This is a genomic window from Sphingopyxis sp. (assembly GCF_965227415.1).
Taxonomy (GTDB): Bacteria; Pseudomonadota; Alphaproteobacteria; order Sphingomonadales; family Sphingomonadaceae; genus Sphingopyxis.
This window is the reverse complement of record NZ_OZ245749.1, coordinates 1,159,861-1,185,895: the sequence shown is the minus strand read 5'-3', so window position 1 is coordinate 1,185,895 and position 26,035 is coordinate 1,159,861. Positions and strand designations below refer to the sequence as shown.

Annotated in this window: 24 protein-coding genes and 2 tRNA genes; 17 read left to right on the top strand and 9 right to left on the bottom strand. The window is 64.4% G+C overall.

The annotated features are described in order from the left end of the window. The first annotated feature begins 29 nt into the window (after window positions 1–29). Together ACO055_RS05750 and ACO055_RS05745 are read left to right on the top strand one after the other, a co-directional pair. On the top strand, window positions 30–1,478 hold the full coding sequence (locus ACO055_RS05750; RefSeq protein ID WP_422061631.1) for a hypothetical protein: 1,449 nt from the start codon (window positions 30–32) through the stop codon (window positions 1,476–1,478). Between the two features lie 21 nt (window positions 1,479–1,499). After that, window positions 1,500–2,165, top strand: coding sequence for a hypothetical protein (locus ACO055_RS05745; protein ID WP_422061630.1), 666 nt, complete (start codon window positions 1,500–1,502; stop codon window positions 2,163–2,165). 32 nt (window positions 2,166–2,197) lie between these two features. Here the strand turns inward: ACO055_RS05745 and ACO055_RS05740 are convergent, their stop codons facing one another. Further along, window positions 2,198–2,395: a hypothetical protein gene (locus tag ACO055_RS05740; RefSeq protein ID WP_422061629.1), complete on the bottom strand. Its 198-nt coding sequence runs from the start codon at window positions 2,393–2,395 to the stop codon at window positions 2,198–2,200. Window positions 2,396–2,572: 177 nt separating this feature from the next. Here ACO055_RS05740 and ACO055_RS05735 point away from each other — a divergent pair. Together ACO055_RS05735 and tig are read left to right on the top strand one after the other, a co-directional pair. Next, window positions 2,573–2,657, top strand: a tRNA-Leu gene (locus ACO055_RS05735). 90 nt (window positions 2,658–2,747) lie between these two features. After that, complete coding sequence (gene tig / locus ACO055_RS05730) at window positions 2,748–4,346, top strand: trigger factor (protein WP_422061628.1); 1,599 nt, start codon at window positions 2,748–2,750, stop codon at window positions 4,344–4,346. 160 nt (window positions 4,347–4,506) lie between these two features. Here the strand turns inward: tig and ACO055_RS05725 are convergent, their stop codons facing one another. Together ACO055_RS05725 and ACO055_RS05720 are read right to left on the bottom strand one after the other, a co-directional pair. Beyond that, window positions 4,507–4,845 carry a GIY-YIG nuclease family protein gene (locus ACO055_RS05725; protein WP_422061627.1) on the bottom strand — a complete coding sequence of 113 codons (339 nt, stop codon included), beginning with the start codon at window positions 4,843–4,845 and terminating at the stop codon, window positions 4,507–4,509. Window positions 4,846–4,980: 135 nt separating this feature from the next. Continuing rightward, window positions 4,981–5,598 (bottom strand): DNA-3-methyladenine glycosylase family protein, encoded by a 618-nt coding sequence (locus ACO055_RS05720; protein ID WP_422061626.1) that lies wholly within the window; start codon window positions 5,596–5,598, stop codon window positions 4,981–4,983. Window positions 5,599–5,700: 102 nt separating this feature from the next. Between ACO055_RS05720 and ACO055_RS05715 the strand changes: the two genes are divergently transcribed. Further along, the gene (locus tag ACO055_RS05715; RefSeq protein ID WP_422061625.1) at window positions 5,701–6,018 is read left to right on the top strand and encodes a 2Fe-2S iron-sulfur cluster-binding protein; all 318 of its coding nucleotides are present in this window, start codon (window positions 5,701–5,703) and stop codon (window positions 6,016–6,018) included. A gap of 122 nt (window positions 6,019–6,140) precedes the next feature. On the opposite strand, the gene rlmB is transcribed toward ACO055_RS05715, so the two are convergent. Then, window positions 6,141–6,908 carry a 23S rRNA (guanosine(2251)-2'-O)-methyltransferase RlmB gene (gene rlmB / locus ACO055_RS05710; RefSeq protein ID WP_422061624.1) on the bottom strand — a complete coding sequence of 256 codons (768 nt, stop codon included), beginning with the start codon at window positions 6,906–6,908 and terminating at the stop codon, window positions 6,141–6,143. A 78-nt stretch (window positions 6,909–6,986) separates the two neighbouring features. Between rlmB and ACO055_RS05705 the strand changes: the two genes are divergently transcribed. The 6 genes from ACO055_RS05705 to ACO055_RS05680 all read left to right on the top strand — a co-directional run bounded on the left by ACO055_RS05705 (window position 6,987) and on the right by ACO055_RS05680 (window position 13,149). Further along, window positions 6,987–7,072 (top strand) — tRNA-Tyr (locus ACO055_RS05705). Window positions 7,073–7,395: 323 nt separating this feature from the next. Next, the gene (locus tag ACO055_RS05700) at window positions 7,396–10,485 is read left to right on the top strand and encodes a hypothetical protein (RefSeq protein WP_422061623.1); all 3,090 of its coding nucleotides are present in this window, start codon (window positions 7,396–7,398) and stop codon (window positions 10,483–10,485) included. Between the two features lie 87 nt (window positions 10,486–10,572). Then, on the top strand, window positions 10,573–10,968 hold the full coding sequence (locus ACO055_RS05695) for a hypothetical protein (protein WP_422061622.1): 396 nt from the start codon (window positions 10,573–10,575) through the stop codon (window positions 10,966–10,968). A 55-nt stretch (window positions 10,969–11,023) separates the two neighbouring features. Further along, window positions 11,024–11,902, top strand: coding sequence for a discoidin domain-containing protein (locus ACO055_RS05690; RefSeq protein ID WP_422061621.1), 879 nt, complete (start codon window positions 11,024–11,026; stop codon window positions 11,900–11,902). A 34-nt stretch (window positions 11,903–11,936) separates the two neighbouring features. Then, a complete protein-coding gene (locus ACO055_RS05685; RefSeq protein WP_422061620.1) occupies window positions 11,937–12,494 on the top strand; it encodes a hypothetical protein in 558 nt (185 codons plus the stop codon). A 169-nt stretch (window positions 12,495–12,663) separates the two neighbouring features. Continuing rightward, on the top strand, window positions 12,664–13,149 hold the full coding sequence (locus tag ACO055_RS05680; RefSeq protein ID WP_422061619.1) for an ECF-type sigma factor: 486 nt from the start codon (window positions 12,664–12,666) through the stop codon (window positions 13,147–13,149). Here the strand turns inward: ACO055_RS05680 and ACO055_RS05675 are convergent. The 3 genes from ACO055_RS05675 to ACO055_RS05665 all read right to left on the bottom strand — a co-directional run bounded on the left by ACO055_RS05675 (window position 13,146) and on the right by ACO055_RS05665 (window position 18,196). After that, entirely contained in the window at window positions 13,146–15,599 is a 2,454-nt protein-coding gene (locus ACO055_RS05675) for a protein kinase domain-containing protein (protein ID WP_422061618.1), read from the bottom strand. The two genes, ACO055_RS05680 and ACO055_RS05675, sit on opposite strands and share 4 nt — an antisense overlap. Before the next feature lie 285 nt (window positions 15,600–15,884). Next, window positions 15,885–16,832 (bottom strand): hypothetical protein, encoded by a 948-nt coding sequence (locus tag ACO055_RS05670; RefSeq protein WP_422061617.1) that lies wholly within the window; start codon window positions 16,830–16,832, stop codon window positions 15,885–15,887. A 92-nt stretch (window positions 16,833–16,924) separates the two neighbouring features. Further along, complete coding sequence (locus tag ACO055_RS05665; RefSeq protein ID WP_422061616.1) at window positions 16,925–18,196, bottom strand: S8 family serine peptidase; 1,272 nt, start codon at window positions 18,194–18,196, stop codon at window positions 16,925–16,927. A gap of 101 nt (window positions 18,197–18,297) precedes the next feature. On the opposite strand from ACO055_RS05665, the gene ACO055_RS05660 reads away from it, so the two are divergent. Both ACO055_RS05660 and ACO055_RS05655 read left to right on the top strand, forming a co-directional pair. After that, window positions 18,298–18,786 (top strand): RNA polymerase sigma factor, encoded by a 489-nt coding sequence (locus ACO055_RS05660; protein ID WP_422061615.1) that lies wholly within the window; start codon window positions 18,298–18,300, stop codon window positions 18,784–18,786. Beyond that, on the top strand, window positions 18,783–19,478 hold the full coding sequence (locus ACO055_RS05655; protein ID WP_422061614.1) for an anti-sigma factor family protein: 696 nt from the start codon (window positions 18,783–18,785) through the stop codon (window positions 19,476–19,478). The genes ACO055_RS05660 and ACO055_RS05655 overlap by 4 nt, the downstream gene beginning before the upstream one ends. A 96-nt stretch (window positions 19,479–19,574) precedes the next feature. Here ACO055_RS05655 and ACO055_RS05650 read toward each other — a convergent pair whose 3' ends face one another. Both ACO055_RS05650 and ACO055_RS05645 read right to left on the bottom strand, forming a co-directional pair. Continuing rightward, on the bottom strand, window positions 19,575–19,895 hold the full coding sequence (locus ACO055_RS05650; RefSeq protein ID WP_422061613.1) for a cytochrome c: 321 nt from the start codon (window positions 19,893–19,895) through the stop codon (window positions 19,575–19,577). After that, entirely contained in the window at window positions 19,892–21,067 is a 1,176-nt protein-coding gene (locus tag ACO055_RS05645) for a molybdopterin-dependent oxidoreductase (RefSeq protein WP_422061612.1), read from the bottom strand. The genes ACO055_RS05650 and ACO055_RS05645 overlap by 4 nt, the downstream gene beginning before the upstream one ends. 594 nt (window positions 21,068–21,661) lie before the next feature. Between ACO055_RS05645 and ACO055_RS05640 the strand changes: the two genes are divergently transcribed. The 4 genes from ACO055_RS05640 (at window position 21,662) to istB (ending at window position 26,015) form a co-directional block, all read left to right on the top strand. After that, window positions 21,662–22,294 (top strand): PEPxxWA-CTERM sorting domain-containing protein, encoded by a 633-nt coding sequence (locus ACO055_RS05640; protein ID WP_422061611.1) that lies wholly within the window; start codon window positions 21,662–21,664, stop codon window positions 22,292–22,294. Window positions 22,295–22,736: 442 nt separating this feature from the next. Further along, window positions 22,737–23,339, top strand: a complete 603-nt coding sequence (locus tag ACO055_RS05635) for a PEPxxWA-CTERM sorting domain-containing protein (RefSeq protein WP_422061610.1) — start codon at window positions 22,737–22,739, stop codon at window positions 23,337–23,339. A 446-nt stretch (window positions 23,340–23,785) separates the two neighbouring features. Continuing rightward, the gene (gene istA, locus ACO055_RS05630) at window positions 23,786–25,300 is read left to right on the top strand and encodes an IS21 family transposase (protein WP_422059577.1); all 1,515 of its coding nucleotides are present in this window, start codon (window positions 23,786–23,788) and stop codon (window positions 25,298–25,300) included. Continuing rightward, complete coding sequence (istB, locus tag ACO055_RS05625; RefSeq protein WP_095385564.1) at window positions 25,287–26,015, top strand: IS21-like element helper ATPase IstB; 729 nt, start codon at window positions 25,287–25,289, stop codon at window positions 26,013–26,015. Before istA ends, istB begins: the two co-directional genes overlap by 14 nt. Window positions 26,016–26,035 lie beyond the last annotated feature (20 nt).

Sequence of the window (26,035 nt, the reverse complement as noted above, 5' to 3'; positions counted from 1 at the left end):
TTATGGCCCACATTTGGGGGGGGACGGGCATGCATGCTCCCGTCGAGACGCGTTTTGCCGTCGCCGGCGCGATGGCGGGCCTGGCGCATCCGGAGCTCGATCAGCTGCTGCCGGTCGTGCGCTGGTCCGATCATTTCAGCCTGTTCGGCCTGCAACGCCGCGAACTGTTGATCGTCCGCGCGGATCGGCTGCTAGGCGGTCAGGTGTCGACCGATTTCGAGATCGGAGACGAGTTGTTCGACGAGCGCGCGCAAGCGTGGCTCGGCGCCCTTGCGGGTCGGATCCGCCGCCCCATCAACGTGCGGCTTGACGATATTGCGCGCGTCGCTGTCGCGCTGTCGTCGTTGACCGACGGCTTTCGCCGAGAGCGCAAATCGGCGGTGTTCCGCATCGAAACCCGCGACGGGCAGGCGCACAAGATCGAGCTGCCGCTGGTCGAAGCGATCTTCGTCCTCCAGGCGCTCGACCGGCTGATCGGCCAGCGGCTGGAAGCCGACGAGGCGATCTTCACGGCGCTTGAAACGCGCGCCGCGCAGATCGAAGCCCGCGCCGAAGCCTTGACGCGCGCCAATCGCGAGAAAGCGGGATCGAGCCCGCAGCGCAGCCCGACCCTCGGCGCGGTTTACATGGCGGCGGGCCTGATCCTGCTGGCCGGGTGGCCGCTGCTGATGATGCTCGACAACTGGATTCCGTTTGCGGCAGCGATCTTCCTTGGCGTGCCTTTCGGCGCGGGGCTGTTTGAGGTGGGGCGGGCGATGCGCGTGCCTGCCTATGATGACGTCATGGCGCAGGATGCGCGCGCGCCGGTCACCTATTTACGCTCGTTCGGCAGCGAGGATGTGCAGTTGCCCGAAAAGCCGCCGGGCGTGATGGGACGCGTCATTCTGCGGATGTGGGACCGCGCGTGGTTCTTTTCGATTCCCGGGTCGATCATCGCTTGGCTGGCGCGACTGGCCTATACGATCGCGGGACGCGGTTCGAACCGGCTGGAGGAGCAGCTGACACGCGCAGTCGGGGCGGTCGGGCCGATGGTTGCGGTCGGGCGGCCCGGCGAAGATGTGGCGACACTGGGCGCGGCGCGCGCCTACCTGGCCGACGACGACTGGCAGGGGTTCGTGATCGACCTGCTCGGCCGGTCGCAGCTGGTGCTGTTGCAGATCGAGTCGACCGAGGGCACCTGGTGGGAGTTCAGCGAATGCGTTCGCATCGTGCCGCGCGAGCGGCTGGTGCTGATGCTCACCGCGCGTTTCGGGTCGCAGCAGCGGTACGACGAAATGCGCATTCTGGCAGGAGCGACGCTGGGGCTGATGCTGCCGCGCAATATCGGCGATGCCGCTTTTCTCTATTTTGATGCCGACGGGACCGCACATGGCGCGCCGATGGTCTGGTATTCCTTCCTGACCGCGTGGGCGCGGCCGGGGCACGTCAATATTCGCAGATCTCTGGCTCCGGTTTTCGCAAAAACAGGCCAGAGCTGAAAAAAAGGGGAGGGGAAGAACATGCGGTTTGGTTGCATCGGATTGATCATCGGCGCGGCGCTGACGTGGGGCGGCGGGCAGCAAGTCTATGAAAGCTGGAACGCAGGCAAGAAGGTCGACATGACGCTCGCGCAATTCCTGGCCGAAAAGCCGGGTGTCGGTTGGTACCGGCTTACCGATGCGCATTGGCGCCTGGTCGACGCCGGGGTGATCACGGGCGCGGCGGGAGCCGCGAGCGGCAGCATCTATGCCCCCGTCACGGGCAAGGTGCCGGACAACAAAGCGCCGGACAGCGAGGTGCCGGACAGCAGCGGGCCGGGCAAGGCCAAGATCCGCGTCCTGCTCCACCGGTCGAACGACGCCGAGGCCGAGCGGCTGGCGGCGCTGTTCAAAGAGACCGATCCGACGAAATATGACGCGCTGCTGAGCGCCGACCCGACGCTGGCCAAGGAACGACCGGTCGAAGGCATGGTCGAATTCGGTATCAACTCCGACGACAAGGACAATGACGCGATCAAGCGTTCGTTTGCCGGCGAGTTGGCCGACGATTATATCGTGATTACCGATGGGGCAGAGCCCGCCGGATATCTCTGGCCGCTGCTGACGTTGCTCGCGGGCCTGGCGCTCCTCGGCTTTACGCTACGGGGCCTCGGCAAGGAAGGCGAGCCCGACGCCGTCGATCAATAGGGGGCGCCAGGCCGCGCCGAAGCGAGGCCCGCCTATACCTGTTGCGGCGGCACCTCGCTCGGCCCGCGGCCGGGCGCGTCGAAGTCGCCGCCGCCAGGGCTGCCGGGAATTTCCTGCGGCTGGCCGGCGGGGTCTTCCTGCGGCGTCGGCTGGACCGGATGCTCGGGGGGCGCTTGCGGTTCGATCGTGTCGGGCTTCGGGTTGGGAAGCGGGTCTGCGCTGGCAGTCATGATGATTCTCCTCGGTTAACTAACGAACCGGCGCGGCGCATGTTCCGGCCAAGCCGTTCTGGGCAGAAAAGGCGGCTTTGCGCCCTTGCCCTCGGCAGCGCGTCTGCTATAGCCCCGCGCGGCCCGCACGGGCGTGCGCGGCAGCGCGCGATTTCGTGTACCCGGCCGAAAGCACCTGCGGGCGTGGCGGAATTGGTAGACGCGCTGGTTTTAGGTACCAGTATCGCAAGATGTGGGGGTTCGAGTCCCTTCGCCCGCACCACTTCGCTGACGCAGGCCGGGATATGGGGAACTCCGCCGATAGGGCAGGGTTCATCGATACGAGATTTTGAGCAAGGATAAGACCAAGGCAATGAAGACCGTCGAAACGCTGAACGAAGGCCTGAAGCGCGAATATCGCGTCACCATCACCGCGAAGGATATCGACGCGCGCGTCGACGACGAGGTGAAGAGCATCGCCCCGACCGTGCGCATGCCCGGCTTCCGCCCCGGCAAGGTTCCGCCGAACCTGATCCGCAAGATGCACGGCGACGCGCTGAATGCCGACGCGCTGAACAAGGCGATCGATGCCGGCGTCCGCGACCTGATGGCCAAGGAAAAGCTGCGCCCCGCGTTGCAGCCTGCGGTCGCTCTCGACGAAAGCTATGAGCGCGGCAAGGATGCCGAGGTGACCGTCGCGCTGGAAGTGCTGCCCGAAATCGCAACCCCGTCGATCGACGGGCTGAAGCTTGAACGCCTGACCGTTCCCGCCGACGACAAGGCCGTGATGGCCAAGATCGAGGAATTCGCGGCGCAGATGAAGCGTTTCGAAGACGCGCCGAAGACCAAGAAGGCCGCACAGGGCGATCAGGTCATCATCGACTTCGCGGGCAGCGTCGACGGCGTCGCTTTCGACGGCGGCACCGGCGAGGACATGGCGGTCGAAATCGGTTCGGGCCAGCTGATCCCCGGTTTCGAGGACCAGCTCGTCGGCGCCAAGGTCGGCGATGCCAAGACGATCAAGGTCACCTTCCCCGAGGAGTATCCGGTCGAGAATTTGAAAGGCCAGCCCGCCGAATTCGCCGTCACGGTGAAGGAAGTGAAGGTTCCGGCCGCGTCGAAGATCGACGACGAGTTCGCCAAATCGCTTGGCCTTGAAAGCCTCGACAAGCTGAAAGAGCTGATGAAGGATCAGGTCGAGCAGGAACTGAACGGCCTGACGCGCACCTATATGAAGCGCAAGCTGCTCGACCAGCTTGCCGCGGCGCATGATTTCGACGTGCCGCCGACGATGGTCGAGGCCGAATTCGGCCAGATCTGGCAGCAGCTCGAGCATGAAGCGACGCACGAAGCCGATCCCGACGCGGCGAAGGCCGAACTCGAAAAGGATCGCGACGAATATCGCTCGATCGCGGTGCGCCGGGTTCGCTTGGGCCTGCTCCTCTCGGAAATCGGCCAGGCGCATGGCGTCCAGGTGTCGAACCAGGAAATGCAGCGCCTGATCATGCAGGCCGCGCAGCAGTATCGCCCCGAAGACCGCAGCCGCTTCATGGACTATGTCCAGCAGGACGCGCTCGCCGCCGCACAGCTTCGCGCGCCGCTCTATGAGGACAAGGTCGTCGACTTCCTGTTCGAAAAGGCCGACGTCAGCGACCGCGAAACCACCCGCGAGGAACTGGAAGCCGCGATCGAAGCCGACGACGATCATGTCCACGGCCCGGGCTGCGGTCACGACCACCACGATCACGACCACAAGCCCGCCAAGAAGGCTGCCGCAAAGAAGCCGGCCGCCAAGAAGGAAGAGGCCGTAGAGGCTGCTCCCGCCAAGAAGGCGCCGGCGAAGAAGGCCGAACCGGCTCCCGCCAAGGCGGAAGCCAAGCCGGCCGCGAAGAAGGCTCCGGCCAAGGCTGCCGAGGAAAAGGCCGAGCCTGCCAAGAAGGCTCCGGCCAAGAAGGCGGCTGCGAAGAAATAAGCTTCGGCTGACGATCAACAAAAAGGCCGGGTGGAGCATGGCTCCGCCCGGCCTTTTGCTTGCCCTTAGCGACCGGGTTCGCGCTTTCGCGGGAATGACGAGGGATGGCGAATTAAGGACGCTTCGATCCGAGGGGCAGTCACGATTTCTCGCCACCTCGTCATTCCCGCGAAGGCGGGAACCCAGTTCGACCTACCGGATCAAAGCCGAAATCTTCCGCCAGGTCGCGCCAGTCGGGATTATCCTTTTCGATCAGTTGAAGCTTCCAAGCGCGGTTCCACTTCTTGATCCGCTTTTCGCGCCGAATAGCCGAGTCCATCGTAGCGTGCTGTTCGAACCAGACGAGCGACTTCACTCCATACTCGCGAGTGAAGCCCGGGATCAGGCCTTCGCGATGCTGATGGATGCGTTGAATGAGGTTGGATGTGACGCCGACGTAGAGCGTGCCGTTGCGACGCGAGGCGAGAAGGTAGACGGTCGGACTAAAGTTTTCGTGCATCGAGGTTGCTACTGGGTTCCCGCTTTCGCGGGAATGACGAGGGGGGGGGGGGGGGGGGGGGGGGATGGCGGGGGCACGAATGACGGGGGAAGGAATGACGCGGGAGCGGATGGCGGGGGAGGAGGGACCGGCCGCCTAGATCACATCCATATTATAGCAGTGCCAGCTGAAGATCGCCGCGGCGCCGCGGTGGGGGCGCCAGGGTTCGGCGAGTTCGCGCACGGCCTTTTCGTCGGGGCGCGTGCCGAGCAGGAGGATGCGGCCGACGGCTTCCTGCACCGCCAGATCGCCGGCGGGCCAGATGTCGGGGCGCCCTTCGGCGAAGAGCAGGTAGATTTCGGCCGACCAGCGGCCGATGCCCTTGACCTTGGTCAGCAGCGCGATCGCCTCCTCGTCGTCGGCGGGCAGCGCGTCGAATTTCAGTTCGCCGTCGAGGATCAGTTGCGCCAGGCTTTTGGCATAGCCCTGTTTCTGGCCCGAGAGGCCGCAAGCGCGCAGCGCGTCGAATTCGGCGTTGGCGATGGTTTCGGCAGGGCAGCCCGCGCCGAAACCCGCCTCCAGCTTGTTCCAGATCGAGTTGGCGGCCGCGACGCTGACCTGCTGGCCGACGATGGTGCGGAGCAAGGTCGTATAGCCCCGCTCGCGGATCCGCGGTTCGGGATAACCGGCATTGCCGAGCGCGCGCGCGAAGTTCGGATCGCGCTCCGCCAGCGCGTCGATTCCCGCGTTCAGCTGCTGCTGGCTGAGCCCCATCGCCACATTCTCCTTTTGTTCCCAGTCCTGCCATTAGCAACGCTTGATTTGCCGCGCAACGCGCGACATAGCGCCTGCGACAAGAAACCTATGGGGACGAGCATGGCCAAGCTGATTGTCGTGACGCGCGACGGGACCGAACATGAAATCGAAGGCGACACCAGCCTGACCGTGATGGAAAATATCCGCGATGCGGGCTTTGACGAGCTGCTCGCGCTGTGCGGCGGCTGCTGTTCGTGCGCGACCTGCCATGTCCATGTCGAGGCAGGCGACAAGGACGCGCTGCCCGCGATGAGCGAGGACGAGAACGACCTGCTCGATTCGACCACGGACCGCGACGAGACGTCGCGCCTGTCGTGCCAGCTTCCGTTCAGCGAAGCGCTCGACGGCCTTCGCGTGCGGATCGCCGCGGAAGATTAAGCGGACCATTCCTCGTCATGGCGAAGAGCCTGGCGACGAAACAATCCCAGCTATCGGCGTCGCGGCTTCGCCGATGGCTGGCGGTTGCGCCCAGGCTTTCGCCGGGGCCGCCGTGACGGGCGCTATTGGCCCGCCGTCGCGACCGCATAGAGTGCGACGGCCGCAGCGTTCGAGATATTGAGGCTTTCCATCCGCGGCGAGATGGGGAGCTTTGCCAGCACGTCGCAATGCTCCATGACATTGTGGCGCATGCCGTCGCCTTCGGAGCCGAGCACCAGTGCCACCTTGCTGCCGTCGAGCGTCGACCCGAGCGTCGTTTCGGTGTCGCCGGTCAGGCCGATGCGCCAATATTGCGCTTCGGCGATTTCCTCGAGCGCCCGCGACAGGTTGACGACGCGGACCCACGGCACGGATTCGAGCGCGCCCGACGCCGAGCGCGCGATGACGCCGCTTTCGGGTGGGCTATGGCGATCCTGCGTGACGATCGCCGCGGCATCGAACGCCGCGGCCGAGCGCAGCACCGCGCCGATATTGTGCGGATCGGTCACCTGGTCGAGCACGACGATCGGGCGTTTCCTTTCGAGGTCGACTTCCTGATGCAGCAGGTCGCCAAGATAGACTTCCTCGAGCGGATCGACTTCGATCACCAGCCCCTGGTGCGGCGCATCGCGGGCAACAAGGCGCGCAAGGTCGGTGACATCGGCATAGCTGATCGGAACAACGGGCGGCAGATCGAGCTGGCCGAGCGCCTCACGCGTGCCCCAGATGCGTTTGACGGTGCGTTCGGGGTTTGCGAGCGCCGCCAAAACGGCATGGCGGCCCCAGAAACGGACGGCTTGGCCGCGCGGGCCTTGGCCCTGCGGGCGACGATGACGGGAAAATTGTCTCATGCGCGCGCCTTACCCACGAGCGGCATTGACAGGCAAGCCTCGTTTCGCCATTGGGCCACTTCCCAAAGCGGGCCCCAAGGACAGGTGGCCGAGTGGTTAAAGGCAGCAGACTGTAAATCTGCCCGGGTTTCCGTACGCTGGTTCGAATCCAGCCCTGTCCACCAGGGGGCTTCCCCACACGACCGAGAGCATCCACGGAAAGCCTGGATTTTGCGGGGCTTTCGTGTGATTCGCACCCCAACACGTTCAGATACTGCTGCGCCGAGAGCAAACGCGCGATGCCTTTTTCGGGCGTCCGGGCCTGCGGGGCAAAACGTCGCGCGGCGGAGGCGATGGGCCGGCTGGCTCGCGATCAGGACAAGAAATATTCGTGGCGCGAGTCCGGTTTGGGATCGCATCCCCGTTTCTCATCATAACCGACGCCGACGATTGCCTGCGGCCCTGTCCGCATCGCAACGCCCCGTGCCGTTCGGCCTGGAGGGATATGATGAGGGACCCGATTTTCCTGCGCACCGGCAGCTACGCCACATTGGCCAGTCTCCTCGCGGTATGGGGCGCGACGGCGGCTATGGCACAGGACCCGCCACGACGGATTCTTCGGCCGATTGTCGTTCCGGTCCAGGCGCCAGCTCCTGCGCCGGCCGAGGAAGAGGTCCGAGTGGATACCGCCGAAGGGTCGACGCCGAGCCCGACCCCGCCACGCGTGCCGGCGCAGATCAGGCGCGTGCCGACCGTCGGCGTGACGCCCGCTCCCGTTCCGGCCACGCCGCGGATCCGGCGGACGCCCGTCATAACCTCGCCGGCCGAGACCGAGCCAACGGCCGAGGAAGTGGCGCCGCGGCGGCGCGTTCCCGTCGTAGTGTCACCGCCCGAAACCGGCCCCGAGCCGGTCCGCGTCGCGCCACGGCGCCGGATACCCGTCATCACATCGCCCGATGGCGAGGTCGCACCCGACGCCGACCGGCTTCGGCGTCCGCCGCCCGTCGCGGCAACGCCTCCGGAACGCGAGCCGACCGGGCCGGTACGGCCGCGGCGCGTGCCTCCCGTGATCACCGACCCGGCATCCGATACGGACGCCGCTCCCGAGATACGCCGCCGTCCGCCGGTCATTACGACGCCGTCAGCCGAGGATATGGGCGAGGTCCGCCGCCGTCCTCCCGTCGTTACATCGCCGCCGCCAGGAGAGCTGCGGCGACGTCCGCCGGTGATCACGACGTCCGACGCCCCCCCCAATGACGACGCGCCTTCGCCCACCTTTGCAGCGCCGCCCGAGCGGCGGCCGCTGACTCCCGTTCGCCCCAGGCCCGGCACGAAAGCCAATATCCTCGCCACCGAAATCATTCCGCCTGCCGATGGCCAAACGCTGCCGCTGGCGGGTTCGGTGACATTGCGGCGCGGAGGATTCGGCGACCTGATCAAGACGATGCCCGTCGTCCGGCAAATGTCCGGCGCGCAGCTTCGCGCCAATCCGATGATCAAGGTCGGCAAGTCGCAGCTCGATTTTCGCAAGATGCTCGCCAACCCCAAGGCGCTGGTCAATATCGCCGATCGATTGGGCGAGATGCCCGATCTGGTCGACGTCCGGCCCGGGCAGCTTACCGCATTCGAGGTCGGGAAGGGCATCGTCGTGCGCGATTTCCTGTCGTACAGTTTCAAATCCGGTGCGTGCAGCAGCGAACGCAATCGCGCCCGGATCGCAGCGACGGGAATATCCTGTTTTACCCGCTCGCCCCCCGCCGACATAGACGCCAGCTATGCCAAAGCAGGCAGCCTCCGTTTTGTGCGCGATCCGATCAAGCGCGCGCAGGCGCTTGCCGAAGCGAAGGCGCGGCGCAGCCAGGTCGGGCAGGATATCGACAGCCAGATCGCCGAGTTCCGGAGCCAGCTCGCCGACCCGGCGATGCGCGCCGAGCTGGTCGCGTCGGTTGGCGACGCCGAAGTGGCGCGGCTGGAAGCGCTCGATGACACGACGCTCGCCGGCGAACTGATCAACAGCAGCGACAATCTGATCGAGCAGGTGTTCTACGTTCCCGTCGACGCTCCGCCGCAGGAGCCGGCGACGCCCGCACCGCCGCCGCCGCCGAAGGTGGAAGATGTCAACGCATCCTATCCGCTCGGCACCCACACCTATCTCGCCGGCTTCACGCTGGGCCGCGATTTCGAGTGGAGCCAGGGCGTCCAGACAACGATCAAATGGTGCCTCCTGGGGTGCAAGAAGACCTATTACGCCAAAGTGTCCGCGGGCTTCGGCTATAAATTCGGCCTGCGCTTTCCCATCCAGCTATCCGGCACCTATGATTATGCGCTGAAAAACAATGCGCAGAGCGGGTCGGTGACGACACAGATCGTGACGATCAACGGCAGCGCAACCGATTATGCCGCGACCAAGCTGCCCGCCAATCTTGTATATGATGGCAAGGAACTGGTCGCCAGCTTCTCGGCGCATGCCGGCGTCGCCGCGAAATTGCCGATCGTCGGGCAGTTGGGACCGATCGACATCCCGCTGCTCGATTATGACCTCACGACGCTGCTTCCGGGAGACTTCGCCAACGGTCAGTTCAAGCCGCCCGAGCCGGGCGTACCGGGCCCGTCGGCGCCCTTCATCCTCGAACAGCTCGATCTGCTCGGCGGACGCGGGAATTTCGGGGTGCTGGGCGGGCAGGTCTTTCCTGCGGTCGATGTCCGGATGGACGCGACCTTGTTGACCTTGTCGCTGACCGACAAATTTGCCGCCAACAAGGCCCCGATTACCTTGTCCTCCGGAACGACGACGGTGCCACTTGCGCTGAAAAACGGAGCTTCGGAATTCATCATCGGCAATCCGCAATATGGCATCCAGTTCACACTGACTCCCGGCCTGAACGCCCGGCTGTTCATCGATCTGGCGGTATGGGGCGCAAAGGTCGACTGGCCGGTATGGTTCCCTCAGCTCGCAGTGACCGTGCCGTCGGACGCGCTGAAGTTCGAATGCCATGAAGGGACCGTCTGCTCACACGAATTCCGCTTCACGCCGAACGGCGCGCAGTCCGTGTTCCTCGGCAAGGTCGAGCAATGGGGGCTGGATTTCGAAAATCTCTATCTGCCGAAATGCATCGACGAGACGTGCCGCTTCGGTGTGAGGCTGGCCCAGAACACGGTCATTTTCGAAGGGAAGAAAAAGGACGCCGACAATCCGGCAGGCGAAACCAACGCGCTGTACCAGTCGATGACCCCGTTCTTCATCGAAGCCACCAAGCGCGCGAAAGCCTATATCGCCGAGGCGCAGGCGCGCAAATCGCAGGCGGTTTCGAATGCGATGGGCATATTGGCGCAGGCGATCTGGACCAAGCAGTGCAAGGACAGCCTCTGCTTCGACAATATCACGGCGCTGGCCGCCCAGATGGGGCCGCGTGCGGCGCAGATTGCGAACGCGAACCCAAGTCTGGGAACGATGAAGATCAACCAACAGGTCAACAAGGAATTCGTCCCTCAATTCCAGAAGGAAGTCGGCGATTCCGAGCTGCGCGAGTCGATCGCGCAAGCGCAGCTGGTGGCCCAGCAAATCAAAAGCGGCAAGCAGCCCAAGCCGATCCGGTAGGCCGTGTCCGCTTTCGCCGCGCTTTGCCGTCTATTCAAGCAGGAGGCTCCGTTTGCCGGGCGCCGCCGATTGGAGGGAATGAAGATCATGCAGCCAAAGCTTTGGGTGATACTTGCCCTGATGGCGAGTGCGGGCCTGTCGCCGTTGCCGGCCTATGCCCAGTTCGCGGCCGAAGATTCTGCCAAGCTGCCTGCGACGGGCGACGGGGCCTATGACGAAGCGGCCTATGACCAAGCCGACGCGGCGGCGCCCTATGGCACGGCGCCTTCGCAGTCGATCGGCGACCGCAGCGTTGCAGAGGTGGCAACCAGCGTCCTGGGGATCAAAGGCGCGCAACGCGTGCAGGACGCCGAGACGATCGTTCGCACGGTGATCGGCAAGGCCGGAGGCAATGGCGGAACTCCCGGATCGCCCGGCGCCGACCCTGCCGGGCTGGCTCAGGACATACTGACGGCGGCCCGGAAAACGAAGGACCCGCAATAGGCGGCTCGGATCGCCGCAAGGGCCGCGCATATCATCGATTGAAAGGACGTTTCGCATGACCAATTTTCGCAATGCTTCGACCCTATTGCTGGGGACCTTCGCGCTCCTCGCCGCCGCCGGTGCTGCGAGCGCGCAAGCCAAAGGTGAGCCCGACCTGTTCGCTTTTTCGGAAGGCGCCCGCCTCGTCGAATATCCCGACGATGTCATGATCAGCCAGATGGACAGCAGCCCGCTCAACCTGATCGACGGCTTCGTCGCGACCGACTGGACAGGGCAAGCTTCGCCGGCACCGGCCTTCGTGCTCGAATTGCCCGAGCGTACCGAACTGAGCCGGATCTCGTTCGACACCAGCCCGCTCAACCGCGACGCCAAGGCCGTCAAATCGGTGACCGTCGAGGTGTCCGATACCTCGTCGACCAGCGGCTTCGAAACGGTCGCGGCGGTCACCTTGAAACGCCTCAAGAACAACCAGAGCTTTTCCTTTGATCCCGAGTTTCTGCCCGTGGGCCGCTGGGTGCGCCTGACGGTCGTCGATAATTACGCCGGCGACGAATATTCGGCGCTCACCGGCTTCCACGGCTATGGCAAGCAATTGACCTCCGTCGCCAAAATGCCCAATGTGACAGGTACTTACGAAGGCCATAGCGGTTGGGGCGAGATTCACCTGACGCAACAGGGCAATGAGGTTACCGGCTGTTATGCGTATCTGAACGGCCGGGTCACCGGCGTTATCAAGGGGCGGACGATGATCCTCACCATGATCGAGACTGGGCTTGATGGATCGCCAATCAAGCATCGCGCCTATTTCGGGATGAGCGCCAATGGCAAGGAATTGATCGGCATCGGTCGCAACACCGACCCCGCGCTGGGCGAAGGCTATTTCGATTTCTACGCGGCCGACCGCACCGGCAACCGCGCCGGCAGCTGCGGCTGATACCGAAACATTTGAGGACGAAGGATCGATCGACATGAAGACTTTATCATTTGCTGCGGTGCTCTCGGGCGCTCTCGCTCTGGCAAGCTGCGGGCAATCGGGCGACACCGCCAAGCCGGGCGAGCAAGTGGATGCGAAAGGCGGCTCGGCGGCGCCTGCCGGCTGGAACGCCGCCGACGCCTGCTCGGTTGTCGACAAGGCGAAAATGGCCACGACGGCAGGCAAGCCCGTCAGCGAAGCCAGCCTTGGCCTGGTGCATGAAAGCAGCGGCGGCGGCGATGCCACGACCTCCGAATGCAGCTATGTCATGGAGGACGGCAGCCGGGCGTCGGTCCTGCTGCGCTGGTCGCCGATCGGCGACAATACGCCCGATGCCATGGCCGCGGCGCTCAATACGTCCAAACAGTCGGTCGAAGCGTTTGGCGGAACCGTCGAGCCGATCGAAGGGCTTGGCAAATCGGCCTTCTGGATCGGCAAGATCGACGCGATGAATGTGTTCATCGGCAACGACAAATTCGCGATCATCACCTTGCCGAGCAGTCCATCGTCAAAGGAGCAGGCGACGGCGCTTGCCCGCGAACTGGGAGCCTGATCGCACAAGCAGGGCCGATCGCTCCGATTTTCATTCGCGCTTGCCAAACCCTTGACCGGCCCGCATAATTTCCGCGGGCACGGCAGGCGGTCCCTGAGCAGCGCGGAGAAAGTCGATCGGTTCGGATACCAGCGCCGCGCAGGATTTTCCGGGGAGCGCCGATGACCTGATGGCTTTGCTCTACAGCGAGCTTCGGGTCATCGCGCGGCGCGAGCATTTTCGCGCTGGTGGTCCGCAAACCTTGCAGCCGACCGCGCTGATCAACGAAGCCTATGTCAAATTGCAACGCCGCGAAGGGTGGGACAGCAAGGCCCATTTCCTCGGCTGCGCGGCGACGGCGATTCGCCATATCTTGATCGACGCGGCCCGCGCGCGGCTGGCGTCGAAACGCGATGCGCCGACGTTCAGCTTTACCCAAAGCCTCGATTCCATGGCGGCAGCGGTTCCCGAGGATGGCGAGATCATCAAATTGGGCGACGCGTTGAAGGCGCTCGCCGATGTCGACGCCAATCTGGCAAAGGTCGTCGACTGCCGCTTTTTCGCCGGCCTGGACGAAAAGGAAACCGCCGAAATTCTGGGCGTTTCGGATCGCACGGTGCGGCGCTGGTGGGTGCAGGCACGGGCCTGGATCCACGTCGAGATGCTGGCGGCCTAGCGCGCCTTCGTTTGTCCAGCGGTTGCCAGTCGCTTGCGCAGCGCTGGAAAGACTTTGAGGTAGCTTTCTCCGGTCGGGCCCATCGCCTTGAAAATGGTTTCGGCGCGATCGGCGGACGCGTTGGCATCGGCAATGCGCCCGACCTTCAAGAGCGTGATGGCGCGCGCGCGCTCGGCGATGCCGTGCGCGGGACCGTCGGGCATAGCCTTCAGGATCGGGTCTATCTTGCCCAGCACCGTCAATGCGCCGGCGGTATCGCCCGCTTCGGCGAGCGCTTCGACCAGCGTTCCCGCGATGATCAGCGTCGGTGGCGCCGCTGGACTCAATTTCTCGCTCGCCATCGGCCAGGACTCGGCCAGCAACATGCTTGCGTCCTTGTACTTCTTGAGAGCGACCTTCACTCGGCCGAGGTGGAATAGATCGACCGCGAGTCCTGCCGATCGGCCGAACACGGCCCTGCGCCGCGCAACCACGCGCTGCAAGATCGGCTCGGCGCGCTCGGGCTGATCCAGCTTGGCGAAGCGCACGCCCTTGAGCTGTTGCATCGCAAGCGCCAGCGTGCTGTCGCCTTGCCGGTTTGCGGCGGTGATCTTGTCCGCTCTGGCAAAGATCTCGGGCATCGCATCGATCTGGTTCGCCTCGACCATATAGGCGAGCAGATTGTTATAGACCGTCATGCGGTCGCGATAATTATCGGCATAGGCGATATCGGCGTCGGACAAGGTCGCCCTCAGCAAGGTGATGGCATCCTCGATCCGGCCGGTGCGGCGCCAAAGCTGCGCTCGGGTCAGGTTGATATCGACAAGTTCGCGGCGAAACCGCACCGGATCGGCGCGAAACACGGGTTCCGCAGCATCGATCAGCGGCGCCATGTCATCGGTTCGTCCCAAAGAGGCTGCGGAGGCCGCAGCGCGGACCTTGAATTGCGCGGTCGCGACCCTGTCGCCCTTGCCGATGCCGCGCGCCAGCGCTTTGGTGATCAGGGCGTCGGCGCCGACCGGATCCTCGAGCGTGATATAGAGATCGAACAGCGTAGACACCAAGGTCGCGGATTCCGCGCTGGTATCGACCGAGTTGACCAACCGCTCGGCGGTCGAGTCGAGCATCTGTTTCACGGTCACGCTGTCGCCCGCATCCGATTCCGCGGTGTCGCGCAGCATGACTTGCAGCATCTGGTTGATCGATGCCGAGCGCTGCGCCGCATCCTGGGCCAGGTCGCGCTCGATTGCGGTCTGATGCGATTGCCAGACGATGCCGCCCACCCCGACGAGCAAAGCGGCAAGGGCCGCGCCGCCCGCGGTCACGGCCAGTTTGTTGCGGCGAACGAAACGCCCGAGCCGGTAGCGCGTCGACCCGTCACGCGCTTTGACGGGCTTGAGCGCCTGGTGCCGTGCAATATCGTCCGCGAGTTCGAGCACGCTGCCATATCGTTGACCGGGATCGCGCCGCATCGCTTTCAAAACGATCGCGTCGAGGTCGCCGCCGATCGCCTGCGAAGCGATCGGCGCGCCATCGCGCGCGGCGATCCTGCTGGGCAGCGGCGGATCTTCCTGCAGAATGCGGCGTACCATCATCGGAACCGAACTGCCGTCCCGCTGCCAAGGCGACGTGTCGGTCAACAGCTGAAACAGCACGGCGCCCAGTGCATAAATATCGGTCGCGACGGTGACCTGCTCGCCGCCCAATTGCTCGGGCGCCGCATAGTCCGGGGTCAGCATCGCCTGTGTGGTCTCGGGAGCAGCGAAATCGCCGTCGATCAGCTTGGCAATGCCGAAATCGAGCAATTTGATCGAACCCTGGCCATCGATCATTATATTCGACGGTTTGAGGTCGCGGTGAACGACAAGGTGCGCGTGTGCATAAGCGACCGCCGCGCAAATATCACCGAACAGCCTCAGGCGGGTCGAAAGACCGGTCTCGCGCGCGCGAACAAAGGCGTCGATCGGCTGCCCGTCGATATAGTCCATCACCATATAGGGCCGACCGTCGGCCGAAACGCCGCCGTCAATCAACCGGGCAATATTCGGGTGATTCAGGCTGGCGAGCAGGCGGCGTTCGCGGGCAAAAAGCTGGGCACGATCGGACGCTTCGATACGCAACAGCTTGATGGCGACTTTCTGGAGGAAATCGTCAGTCGTGCGATGCGCCAGATAGACTTCGCCCATCCCGCCGCGGCCCAGATAGGCGTCGATCGTGAAGCCGCCGATGACGTGCCCGTCGGCGAGCGAGGCAAAGCTGTCGCTGGCGTTCTGGTCGTCGGATAGCATCGGCGAAACGCCATCGAGCACGCCGCCCGAGCGGTTGGCGAGGAGCATCGCCCGGGCCTTCGCGACGACTTCGGGAGGCGCATCGCACAGGTCGAGTTGCCGGTCCTGCTCGGCGGGAGGCAAATCGACCAATCGGTCGAACAGCCGCTGTACCGCCGACCAACCCGATGCCTCATTGTCCATAATTTCCCCGATCCATCACGGGGTTATCAGATGCAGGGGCAAACGCAACCGAGAGGGAAGGGCGGTATCGGGCAGCGAAATTGTCGACCGGCATGGCCTATCAACCGGCCATTTGATCGCGCCGAATGACGGGCGCTGCCATTCTGTTTCATCCCGCAAGCGCGTCGCGCGATGCCGGCTTGGACCACATCCGATCGCAAAGCCACCTGACCCGACCGCCGAGATTCAGAAAGAATGCGCCGACACGATGGCCGGCGCATTCCTTCCCTTTGGGACCATTGGCTCTTAGTCGTTGCGGGTGTTGCCGCGTTCGGCGCGGTTGCCCTTCTGCGCCGCCTGCGGCGCCTGCGGGGCCGGCTGGCTGGCAGGCTGAGCGGCAGACGCGTTGCTTGCGTCGTCCTGCTGCTCGGCGGTCTTCTTCAGCTGGCCCTTGGTCATGCCGGTGACGAGCACATCGCCCGAGCCGGCAAAGCTCGCGGCGGGCAGCGTCGCGACGCGGTCGCCGACTTCGACCGTCACGGCCTGCACGACGCCGCGGCTCGTCTGGCGCAGCTCCTGAACATAGCCGATGACCTTGCCGCGTGCGTCGGTCACCGCCATGCCCGGCTCGACCGCGAACATGCCGGCGCCATTCGCGGCACCGCTGCCCGCGGCGGCGAGCTGGCCGAGGCTGCCCTGGAAGCTGCCGGCAATAGAACCCGCTCCGCTGACGGTTCCCGACACGCCCGACAGCGCGCCTCCGGCCTGATCGCGCACATTGCCCGCCGCGCCGCGCGCGGTGCCTGTCACGGTCGAAGCGGTGCCGTGCGCCGTACCGACAACGCCGTGGGCGGTCTGGCCGGCATAGTCGGTACCGACCGCCTGCGCATCGAGAGCGCCATTGCCCGAAGCGCCGCCCGACCCGTTGGCGTTGCCACCAACCGGGGTGCCGAGCAGATTGCCGTTGCCGCCCGCCGAACCCTTGCCGTTCGCATCGGCGTTGCCCTTGCCCTGGACGCGGCCCGAGCGGCGGTCGATGTTGGTGTCACCGCGGCCCGATCCGGTCAGATCGCCCGCTGAACCAACAGTCCCGCCGATGGGTCCGCTGGGATTGCCAATAGTCCCGCCAAGGCCGCCGCCGAGGTTGCCGCCCAGGCCGCCGCTGCCGCCGAGCAGCTGCGCCGAAGCCGGAGCCGCAAGCGCCATCGCCGATGCGGCGAGCGCGATGGTCGAAATGAAAATGCGATTTGCCATAGTTCTAATCCTGAGTTTGCGGCCCGGAGGGGTTGGGCCTGAAGAGAGAACGATGGCGCGTTCGATTTTCTTCCAAAAAAGATGCGGAATGCTCAGCGGCGGCCGCAAGCGCCGCAGATCAGCCCGTGTCCAAAGATGGTGTCGCGCCCCTTCTTGCCGAGGTCACGGGCTTCCAGGACGAGCGCGGCGACCGCTGGGCCGATCCGGTCGATTGCCGGCCCCGGATAGCGGAGCGCCAGCCGCCCGGCGACCAGCGGCGCGGCAAAGGAGGTGCCGCGCAAACGGTCGGTCCCCGCGACGCCGGTCGCGGCGAACACGCCGTCGCCAGGGGCCGCGAAATCGACGTGGAGCGCGCGGCCCGCTTCGGGCAAGGCGCGGCCCTTCGCATCGACGCCGGTCACGGCCAATACGCCGCGATACGAGGCTGGGTAGGCGGGCGGCGCGGCAGGGCCGTCGTTTCCAACCGCCGCGACGATCAGCATACCGCGGTGCTGCGCTCGGATCACTGCCGCTGACAACAGCTTGTTGTCCGCACCGACAAGGCTGATCGTCGTCACCGCGATGCCGTTCTGGGCCAGCCAGCCGAGCGCGCGGACGATCGCGCTCGCATTGCCGCCTGCGGGGTCCGTCCCATAGACATCGGCGGCGAGCAGACGCTGCCCCGGGGCCGCGCCCTGCACGGAGCCCGCACCGATCAGAAGCGAGGCGACGGCGGTTCCATGGCGGCTGGCCGACGGCGCGCCCTTCGCGAAGCCGCGTTGTTCCACACGCCCTGCGACCGAGGGATGCGCGGCCACGCCGCCGTCGATCAGACCCAGGCTTGCCGGGCCGGCCGACGCAGCCGCAGCGGCGAGCGCGCTCTGCCGCAAAGCTCCACCAGGCCCGCTCGTGAAATAGATATTGTCGACGTCGACCTCGGCATCGGGCAGCAGCTTCGCGAGCTGCTTGCGCGCGCGCGCCACGCTTCGCCCGCCTGGCACTCGAAAGCGCGCAATGTCGAAATCGAGCCCGTCGATGCGCTCGCGGTCGATCAGCGCGAAACCCTGCTCGGCGGCGCGTGCGATCATGACTCCGTCGACACCGCTCGCGATCAAGACGCCGCGAACCGCAGGTTCGCCGCGCTCGTCGAGCTCGATGCTGTCGCGGTTTCGCTGGACGAGCGACGTGATCCGGTCGAGCCGGGCTTCGGTCAGCCGGTCGCCCGCCGACATCAGCGGCTGCGCATTCACGTCGGGCAGCGTGGGAAGCGTCCGGGCGGCATCAGGAAGCTGGACCTGCGGCAGTCCGACCTGCGCGGCCACGCCCGGAGCGACCCCGCCGAGCAGGACGCACGATGCCGCCAATATGATTGCCCGAATTCCCATCATCACTCTCTCGCGCATTGCTCTTCCACAAAAATTTAGCAGGATGCGGAAGAAACGATAGAAGGCTGTCGTTTCTTCCTCAGACAATTGAAAAGGCGACAATGCGCTTCGAAGAGGAACTGATCGACTTGCTGCCCCGCCTGCGTCGCTTTGCGCGCGGGCTGGCGCGTGACGTCAGCGACGCCGACGATTTGTGCCAGGCCGCGATCGAACGCGCGCTGAAGTCGCGGGATCAGTGGCAACAAGGAACGAGACTGGATAGTTGGATGTACCGCATCACCCGTAATCTCTGGATCGACGATCGACGCGCCGCGGGTCGGCGCGGCGTTCATGAACCGATCGACGATGCCGTCACGCAGGTCGCAGGCGACGGCGCGGCGGGGGTCGAGGCCGGCGCGCTGCGCGGCGATATCGACGGCGCGATGGCGCGCCTGCCCGACGATCAGCGCGAAGTGGTGATGCTCGTCCTCGTCGAAGGCTATGCCTATCGCGAAACCGCCGAGATATTGGAGGTGCCGATCGGCACCGTCACATCGCGCCTGGCGCGCGGCCGCGAGATGTTAATGCACCTGCTGGGAGAAGCGGCATGAGTTTCGACCCTGCCACGATCGCCGCGTTCGTCGATGGCGAGCTGGACGATCTGACCGCGCGACGCATCGAGCGCGAGGCCGAAAGCGATACGGCGCTCGCAGCCGAAATAGGGCGTCACCGCGCATTGAAGGCGAGACTTTCGGGGCATTATGCGCCGGTCGCGGAAGAGGTCGTCCCCGAACGGCTGCGCGCGCTGCTGATCCAACCAAAGGTCGACACCAGCCTTGTCAGTCGCCGCGCGACAAAGCGCGCCCGCTTTGCCCCGATCCATTGGGGCGCGATCGCCGCATCGCTGGTGCTCGGGCTGACATTGGGCGTTAAACCCTGGACCCCGGCGGCCAATGTTGACCAAGCGAAGGGCAGGCTCGTTGCGTCCGGCGCGCTCGCCAAAACGCTCGACACCCAGCTCGCGTCGAACCAGTCTGCGGGCGCCGATTTTCGGGTCGGGCTGAGCTTTCGTGCCAAGGACGGTAATATGTGCCGCAGCTTCGAAGGCCGCGATCTGTCGGGCATCGGTTGTCGCGACGATGGTCGCTGGGCGCTCGAACGTACAACGGGCGGACAGGCCGGCAGCGATTATCGGCAAGCCGCGTCGGGCGCGCTTGCCGCGGATGCCGCGGCGATGATGGAGGGCGATCCCTTCGATGCAGCTTCCGAGCGCGCTGCCCGCGATAACGGCTGGGTTGATTGAATTGATCTGGCAAAACGAAGTCTGCTTTGCGACCGATGCCTGTTCAACAGCGGTCCGTCAGCAAACGGCCACGCGGCGACCGCTTATTCGCTAAAATCAAGGTAGTTCGGCGCTCGTCGCTTCGAGATAGGCCTGGATCGCAGGCTCGTCGGCCGGATTGATCGGCGCTTTATAGACATCCTTCATCTTCTTGATGATCCCCGTCCATTGATCCGGTTTCAGCTTTGGCTGGTTCAGGACCATCGACGGCGAATGGCAGGCCGCGCAATTGCGCGTCATCGCGTCCGATCCCGCGCGCACCGGAAAGACGCCGTCGTCTTCGGGAAGCGTGATCGATCCATTGGCAAACTCGAACTTCTCGCTCGACTGGCACCCCGCGAGCGCGAACAGCAGCGCCGAGATCACGACCCGCTTCATGCCGGCACCAGCGCGATGAACTCGACGCCCCCGCGTGCATAGCCATTGGGGTTCCAGCCTTGGTCGAGCGGCTGGCTTACCGACTTCACATTGGTACAGCGAGGACCGATCCGGCCCGCTCCTTCGGGCAGGGTCAACGACCAGCGACGGAAGCCATATTCTCCCTCATCGGGTCCGAGCGTCGCGGACAGGACCTTGTCGCCGACCAGCACATCGACCTTGGCGACGCCGCAGTCGCCGCCCATGGCGATGCCGCGCAGTTCGACCGGCTTGCCGACCGCGATCTTGTCGCCGTCGGCATGGTTTGTAATCCAGGCGTGCGGGACCATCGGCCCGATCGGTGCGGTCGGGAAATCCTTGTCGCCGGGCTTCACCGGAACGGTCGGCATGCGATAGGCCTTCGCCATCCAGAAGCCATCATCCTCGCGCGTCAGCACTTCGATGTCGTTCAGCATCTTGACCCAATAGGTCGCGTACCAGCCCGGCACGACGAGCCTCAGCGGATAGCCATTGAGCAATGGCAGCGCCTCGCCGTTCATCGCGAATGCGATCATCACGTCGTCGCGGCGGGCCACGTCGATCGGGATCGACTTGCGATAAGCCGGAGCCTCGGCAACCAACGGTTCGTCCAGCCCGCCGAAGCGCACGAATTTGGCGTCGGCGTTCACCCCGGCTGCGTCGAGCAGATCGCGAAGCCTGACGCCGCGCCACTTGGCATTGCCCATCGCGCCAGGCCCCCACTGGGCCCCGGGAATGCGAGGAACGAACTGGCCGCGTCCATTTCCGGCGCACTGGTTGACCGCCGCCAGTTCGATCGTTTCGCCGCCCTTCACGACCTCTTCGAGCGCCAGCGAAAGCGGCTTCTTTACCGCGCCGCGCACCGCGAGGCGAAAACCTGCGGCGTCGATCTCGGTCGGCATTGGATAATGCCACCGTACATAGAAACTCTCGTTCGGTGTCAGCACGCCGTCGTCGAATAGGGAGAAGGGGGTTTCCAGCAATGGCGGGTGGACACGCTGGACGATCATCTTCCCCTTGCCGGGAAAGCCGGGCTCGAACGGGCGCAGGCTGGGGCCGCCGGGCAGCCGCAGGTCTGCCATCTCCTTTGCGAGGACCGGCAGGGCCAGCGCAGCGCCGGCGCCGCCGGCGAGCAAAGTGCGTCGCGATATCATCGCCGACTTGTCCTTACGCACGCGCCGTATGTCAACATCTCTGCCTCCCGCGCGGAATGAGCGTCGGCCTGCCAAAAGCTGACCGTCGCGTTGAATGAATTGCAGATCGCGTCGACGTCGGCCCAGGAATCCCGTCCGCTGTCGAGCCTCGGCCGGCTCAGCTGTCATTGGCAGTCGTGCAGGGTCTGCAAAGGTTCTGCTGCGACTGAAAAGCGGTCCGGGAAAGCGCCGGGGCCGCTTGATCCGCAACCGGCTGAACCACGGCCTGTCGGTCAGGGCCTGTTGCCTTGGGGCATGGCGATCTGCAGTTGAAAATAGTCGGTAAATTCTGCTGGCGGCCGACGCGGGCAACCGCATTTTATGTCGCGACAGCCTGTCGAGACCGACTCCTTGTCCCGATATGGGACCACGGGCGCAATCTGGGGAAATAAGGGCGAATTACAAAGGGGTTAGCTCTCCCTACCCCCATGTTAATTTATGATTCGCCTTTTCGCTGGTTCGCGTTAAAGTTCCTTAATCTCATAACAAAATATCGAGTCGCGCCCAGTTGTCGCCTTAAGGGAGGTATTACTAATGCGAAGTTCACTACTCAAAATGGCCGTCGCCGCAGCCGCGGTTGTCGCCATTCCGGCAACCGCCGGCGCAGCCGTCACCATCGGTACGGTCACGCCCGGTTCCGCAGTATATGCGGGTCCGACGCCGACCTATAATTTCGATCCCAACGGGACCGCGCTGGTTTCTGCCGGCTCGATCACGAGCACGAGCCTGGACGGCGTCCGCGCGAAGCCTTTGGGCAGCACGGGCAACTTCTGGAGCGTCGGGCCGACCGAAGGAAATCCCGGTGTGCTCGACCTGTCGGCAATCGGCGATATCTTCAGCCTGAGCTTCATCTGGGGTTCGGTGGATGCCTATAACAAGATCGAGTTCCTCGATGCAGGCAACGTTGTGCTGGGCTCTTTCACGGGTTCGGACATTTTCAATCCGGCCAATGGCAACCAGACGGATCCGAATCTCAACCCCGTCGTGCTGTTCAACGTGACCGGCGCTGATGTCACCAAGTTGGCCAAGATCAAGCTGACCTCGACCAGCAACGCTTTCGAAACCGACAACTATGCGATCAACGCGGTTCCCGAGCCGGGCACCTGGGCGCTGATGGTTTTCGGTTTTGGCCTGATGGGCTTTGGCATGCGTCGTCGGCGTCACTTCGTTTCGCCGCAGTTCGCCTGACCACTGGCTACTGAGTAAAAGGAAGAGGCGGCCCTTGTTGGCCGCCTCTTTTCTTTTGAGAATCCGCGCGTTGTCGAAGGTCGGTAGCGCCGGGACAGGCCAGCGCATTGATCAGGCCCGCGCTCGGTAGGCGGCCAAGCCGCTGCTGCCGTCAAGCGCCGTTCCCGCGGCACAACTGGCAGCCGACTTGGCAGACTGTCCCATTATGGGACATCGCATATGCGCCCTATCAGCGGCAGGCCGTTTTTTCAGCTCATTTGGAAGCTTGGCTTCGGGCGTCGTTGCGCCGCCATGCGCGGGGCATGACATCGCCATTTGCGCTCTCATCAACGCGCTTGCCACTTAATTTACGGATAAGATTGGTAAAAAGTTTTTAAGAACTTTTCACATGGTTAAGATGCTGTTATCCGTCCTTCCACACAAAAAAATGGAAGGCTCTCTCATGAAGCGTATTTCTATGCTCGCAGGCGCGGCGGCTTTGGCGCTCGGCGCGCCGTCGGTCGGTCAGGCTGCAACGGTCGTAACAGTCAATGCGCAGGGCAATAGCTCTTCGGGCGGGACCGGCCTCAACACCGGCCTTGGCTTCACTGCAGGCGATATTTTCTCGACCAGCGTCGCGCTGACCGACCTTTGGAGCGCCGGCGCTCTTCCGCGCTGGTCGACTGCGAATGGCCTGACCGGCAATCTGGTCGCAACCGGAACGGACGAGTCGGGCCAATTGGCCGGGACTTTGATCGGATCGAACTTCGGAACCTGGACGCAGGACGGTTTTTCCGCCCCTTATGGTGCGCTCGTCGGCAAAATCGGCAACACGTACAAGCTCCTCGGCACGTCCTATAACGGGCCGGCGTGGGATACGGGGACGTTGCAGCTGTTTTACTGGGACAGCAACAATGGCGATAACAGCAATTCGGTTGCTGTCTCGATTGCCGCGATTCCCGAGCCTGCAACCTGGGCCATGATGCTCTTCGGTTTCGCGCTCGCTGGCTTTGCGATGCGCCGCCGGACGAAGGAAGATGTACGCGTCACGGTTCGCTACACCTGACCTTTGCGGCAATCCAACGACATAAAGCCCCCGCCATTGTGCGGGGGCTTTTTGTTTTTGGGCAACGGGTGCCGGCTTTCTGGGTCGGGCTTTCGGGTCCGTGGCGTGCATGCGCTGCAGCCCGCTAGCCGCTGCGACGCCGACTAGGTCTCGCCGAACTGGCGCGCCGGAAAACAGACCCGGCCCGCCGGTCGGCGACCGGGGCCGACGGGCGGGATTGTAACGAGCTGGCTACTTCGCCGGAGCTGCGGGCTTCTTGGCCGCCGCGGGAGGAGCGAAGCCGGGTTGGTACGTGATTTCGGCCGAAGTGCGCGCCTGTTTCAGACGCTGCTTGAGGATCAGCGTGCAATAGGCACCCCCGTCGGGGGGTGATCGGCGTGTAAAAAGGACCCCTTCATCCCGAGGATTTAGGCGGCTGACTGGTTTGATCAGTTGGCGAGAACGGGATGTTGGTAGTGGAGACAGTGGTTCGGATTCGGCGTGAGCATGCGTCTGGGAAGGCGATCAAGGCGATCGCCCGTGATCTTCGGTTATCGCGCAAGGTGGTCCGGAAGGCGATCCGGTCGCCGGAGGCGGTGTTCAACTACCAGCGCACAGTCCAGCCTTTACCGCGGATTGGCCCCTATCAGGAACGGCTCGATGTGCTTCTCGAGGAGAACGAGGCGCGAGGTCGCCGCGACCGGCTGCGGATGACGCGTATCCATGATCTGCTTGCGCGCGAAGGGTTCGAAGGTTCTTATGATGCGGTGCGCCGCTATGCGGCGCGCTGGCGTGTGACGCGCCGGAAGGATGCGGGCGAAGGTGCTCCGGCCTTCATCCCGATGACCTTCCATCCTGGCGAGGCTTATCAGTTCGACTGGAGCCACGAGGATGTAGAGATCGCCGGCAAGCCGATGCGGGTAAAGGTTGCGCACGCTCGTCTCTGCGCATCGCGCACACCTTACGTCCGGGCCTATCCGCGTGAGAGCCAGGAGATGCTGTTCGATGCTCATGCTCGGGCGTTCGCTTTCTTCGGCGGCGTGCCCCGGCGCGGTATCTACGATAATATGAAGACGGCGGTGACGAGCGTGTTCGCCGGTAAGGAGCGCGTGTTCAACCGCCGCTTCCTGATCATGACCGATCATTACATGGTCGAGCCGACGGCCTGCTCACCAGCAGCGGGATGGGAGAAGGGCCAGGTTGAGCAGCAAGTCCAGACGATCCGGGGCCGCTTCTTCCAGCCGCGGCTTCGGTTCGCCAGCCTAGCCGAGCTCAACGGGTGGCTGGAGGCGGAGTGCCGACGCTGGGCCGAGCATCACGCCCATCCCGAGCGCAGCGACATCACCGTCGCCGAGGCGCTGGAGATGGAACGACCGGCCCTGCAGCCGATCCTGGCACCGTTCGACGGCTTCCATGAGAGCGAGCACGCCGTCACCGGAACCTGCCTCATCAGCTTTGATCGGAACCGCTACTCGGTCATGTCGACGGCCGCGCGCCGGACCGTGCAGGTGCGTGCCTATGCCGATCGTATCGTCATCCGTTGCGGCGAAGAGATCGTCGGGGAGCATGAGCGCCACTTCGGTCGGAACCGCACCATTTACGATCCTTGGCATTATCTGCCGGTCCTCGCGCACAAGCCCGGCGCGCTCCGTAATGGCGCGCCGTTCCAGGACTGGGATCTGCCGCCCGCGCTGCATCGATTACGGCGAAGGTTGGGCGTCGGGGACGAAGCAGATCGCAGGTTCGTGCGGGTCCTCTCGGCGGTGCTCACCGATGGTCTGGAGTTGGTCGAAGCTGCCACGCGCGAAGCGCTGGCGACCGGAACGGCCAGCGACGAGCTGATCCTCAACATCCTCTCGCGGCACAGCGAGCCGGCGACGCCCCATAGCATCGTCACCTCGGAAGACCGGATGCTGCGCCATCCTCCGGTTGCCGACTGCGCTCGCTATGATCTGCTGCGAGGCTATGATGCAGCGGCATGATATGATCGATACGATGCGTGGCCTTGGCCTCAAGGGTATGGCTGCGGCGTTCGACGAGGCCGTCACCACCGGCCTCCAACGCAAGCGCACCATTATGGAGATACTGACCGACCTGCTCCGCGCTGAAGCGACCCACCGGGATGCAGCCTCGATCCGTTATCGCATGACGGCGGCCAGGCTACCCGTGGTGAAGGATCTGGAGCGGTTCAGCTTCGACGGCACTCCGATCAATGAGGAGATGATCCGGTCCCTTCATGATGGCTCCTTCCTGCCATCCCGGCGCAATATCGTGCTTGTCGGCGGCACGGGGACGGGGAAGACCCACCTTGCCATCGCGATCACCGCCAATGTCGTGCGAAGAGGCGCTCGCGCCCGCTACTTCAACACCGTCGATCTGGTGACACGCCTCGAAGAGGAGACCCGGATCGGCAAGGGCGGGACCCTGGCGGCGCAGCTGTCGCGGCTCGACCTGATCGTGCTCGACGAGCTTGGATATCTGCCGTTCGCACGCTCGGGAGGGCAGTTGCTGTTCCACCTCATCAGCAAGCTTTATGAGCGCACCAGCGTCATCATCACCACGAACCTCGCGTTCGGCGAGTGGCCTACCGTCTTCGGCGATCCCAAGATGACCACGGCGCTGCTCGACCGCGTCACCCACCACTGCGATATCGTCGAGACGGGCAACGATAGCTGGCGCTTCAAAAACCGCAGCTGACCGCCACCTTCGCCGCCTTC

Coding starts and splice junctions, on each gene's coding strand:
- ACO055_RS05750 (WP_422061631.1), top strand. CDS start 30: ATGCATGCTCCCGTCGAGACGCGTTTTGCCGTCGCCGGCGCGATGGCG.
- ACO055_RS05745 (WP_422061630.1), top strand. CDS start 1,500: ATGCGGTTTGGTTGCATCGGATTGATCATCGGCGCGGCGCTGACGTGG.
- ACO055_RS05740 (WP_422061629.1), bottom strand. CDS start 2,395: ATGACTGCCAGCGCAGACCCGCTTCCCAACCCGAAGCCCGACACGATC.
- tig (WP_422061628.1), top strand. CDS start 2,748: ATGAAGACCGTCGAAACGCTGAACGAAGGCCTGAAGCGCGAATATCGC.
- ACO055_RS05725 (WP_422061627.1), bottom strand. CDS start 4,845: ATGCACGAAAACTTTAGTCCGACCGTCTACCTTCTCGCCTCGCGTCGC.
- ACO055_RS05720 (WP_422061626.1), bottom strand. CDS start 5,598: ATGGGGCTCAGCCAGCAGCAGCTGAACGCGGGAATCGACGCGCTGGCG.
- ACO055_RS05715 (WP_422061625.1), top strand. CDS start 5,701: ATGGCCAAGCTGATTGTCGTGACGCGCGACGGGACCGAACATGAAATC.
- rlmB (WP_422061624.1), bottom strand. CDS start 6,908: ATGAGACAATTTTCCCGTCATCGTCGCCCGCAGGGCCAAGGCCCGCGC.
- ACO055_RS05700 (WP_422061623.1), top strand. CDS start 7,396: ATGAGGGACCCGATTTTCCTGCGCACCGGCAGCTACGCCACATTGGCC.
- ACO055_RS05695 (WP_422061622.1), top strand. CDS start 10,573: ATGCAGCCAAAGCTTTGGGTGATACTTGCCCTGATGGCGAGTGCGGGC.
- ACO055_RS05690 (WP_422061621.1), top strand. CDS start 11,024: ATGACCAATTTTCGCAATGCTTCGACCCTATTGCTGGGGACCTTCGCG.
- ACO055_RS05685 (WP_422061620.1), top strand. CDS start 11,937: ATGAAGACTTTATCATTTGCTGCGGTGCTCTCGGGCGCTCTCGCTCTG.
- ACO055_RS05680 (WP_422061619.1), top strand. CDS start 12,664: ATGGCTTTGCTCTACAGCGAGCTTCGGGTCATCGCGCGGCGCGAGCAT.
- ACO055_RS05675 (WP_422061618.1), bottom strand. CDS start 15,599: ATGGACAATGAGGCATCGGGTTGGTCGGCGGTACAGCGGCTGTTCGAC.
- ACO055_RS05670 (WP_422061617.1), bottom strand. CDS start 16,832: ATGGCAAATCGCATTTTCATTTCGACCATCGCGCTCGCCGCATCGGCG.
- ACO055_RS05665 (WP_422061616.1), bottom strand. CDS start 18,196: ATGGGAATTCGGGCAATCATATTGGCGGCATCGTGCGTCCTGCTCGGC.
- ACO055_RS05660 (WP_422061615.1), top strand. CDS start 18,298: ATGCGCTTCGAAGAGGAACTGATCGACTTGCTGCCCCGCCTGCGTCGC.
- ACO055_RS05655 (WP_422061614.1), top strand. CDS start 18,783: ATGAGTTTCGACCCTGCCACGATCGCCGCGTTCGTCGATGGCGAGCTG.
- ACO055_RS05650 (WP_422061613.1), bottom strand. CDS start 19,895: ATGAAGCGGGTCGTGATCTCGGCGCTGCTGTTCGCGCTCGCGGGGTGC.
- ACO055_RS05645 (WP_422061612.1), bottom strand. CDS start 21,067: ATGATATCGCGACGCACTTTGCTCGCCGGCGGCGCCGGCGCTGCGCTG.
- ACO055_RS05640 (WP_422061611.1), top strand. CDS start 21,662: ATGGCCGTCGCCGCAGCCGCGGTTGTCGCCATTCCGGCAACCGCCGGC.
- ACO055_RS05635 (WP_422061610.1), top strand. CDS start 22,737: ATGAAGCGTATTTCTATGCTCGCAGGCGCGGCGGCTTTGGCGCTCGGC.
- istA (WP_422059577.1), top strand. CDS start 23,786: ATGTTGGTAGTGGAGACAGTGGTTCGGATTCGGCGTGAGCATGCGTCT.
- istB (WP_095385564.1), top strand. CDS start 25,287: ATGCAGCGGCATGATATGATCGATACGATGCGTGGCCTTGGCCTCAAG.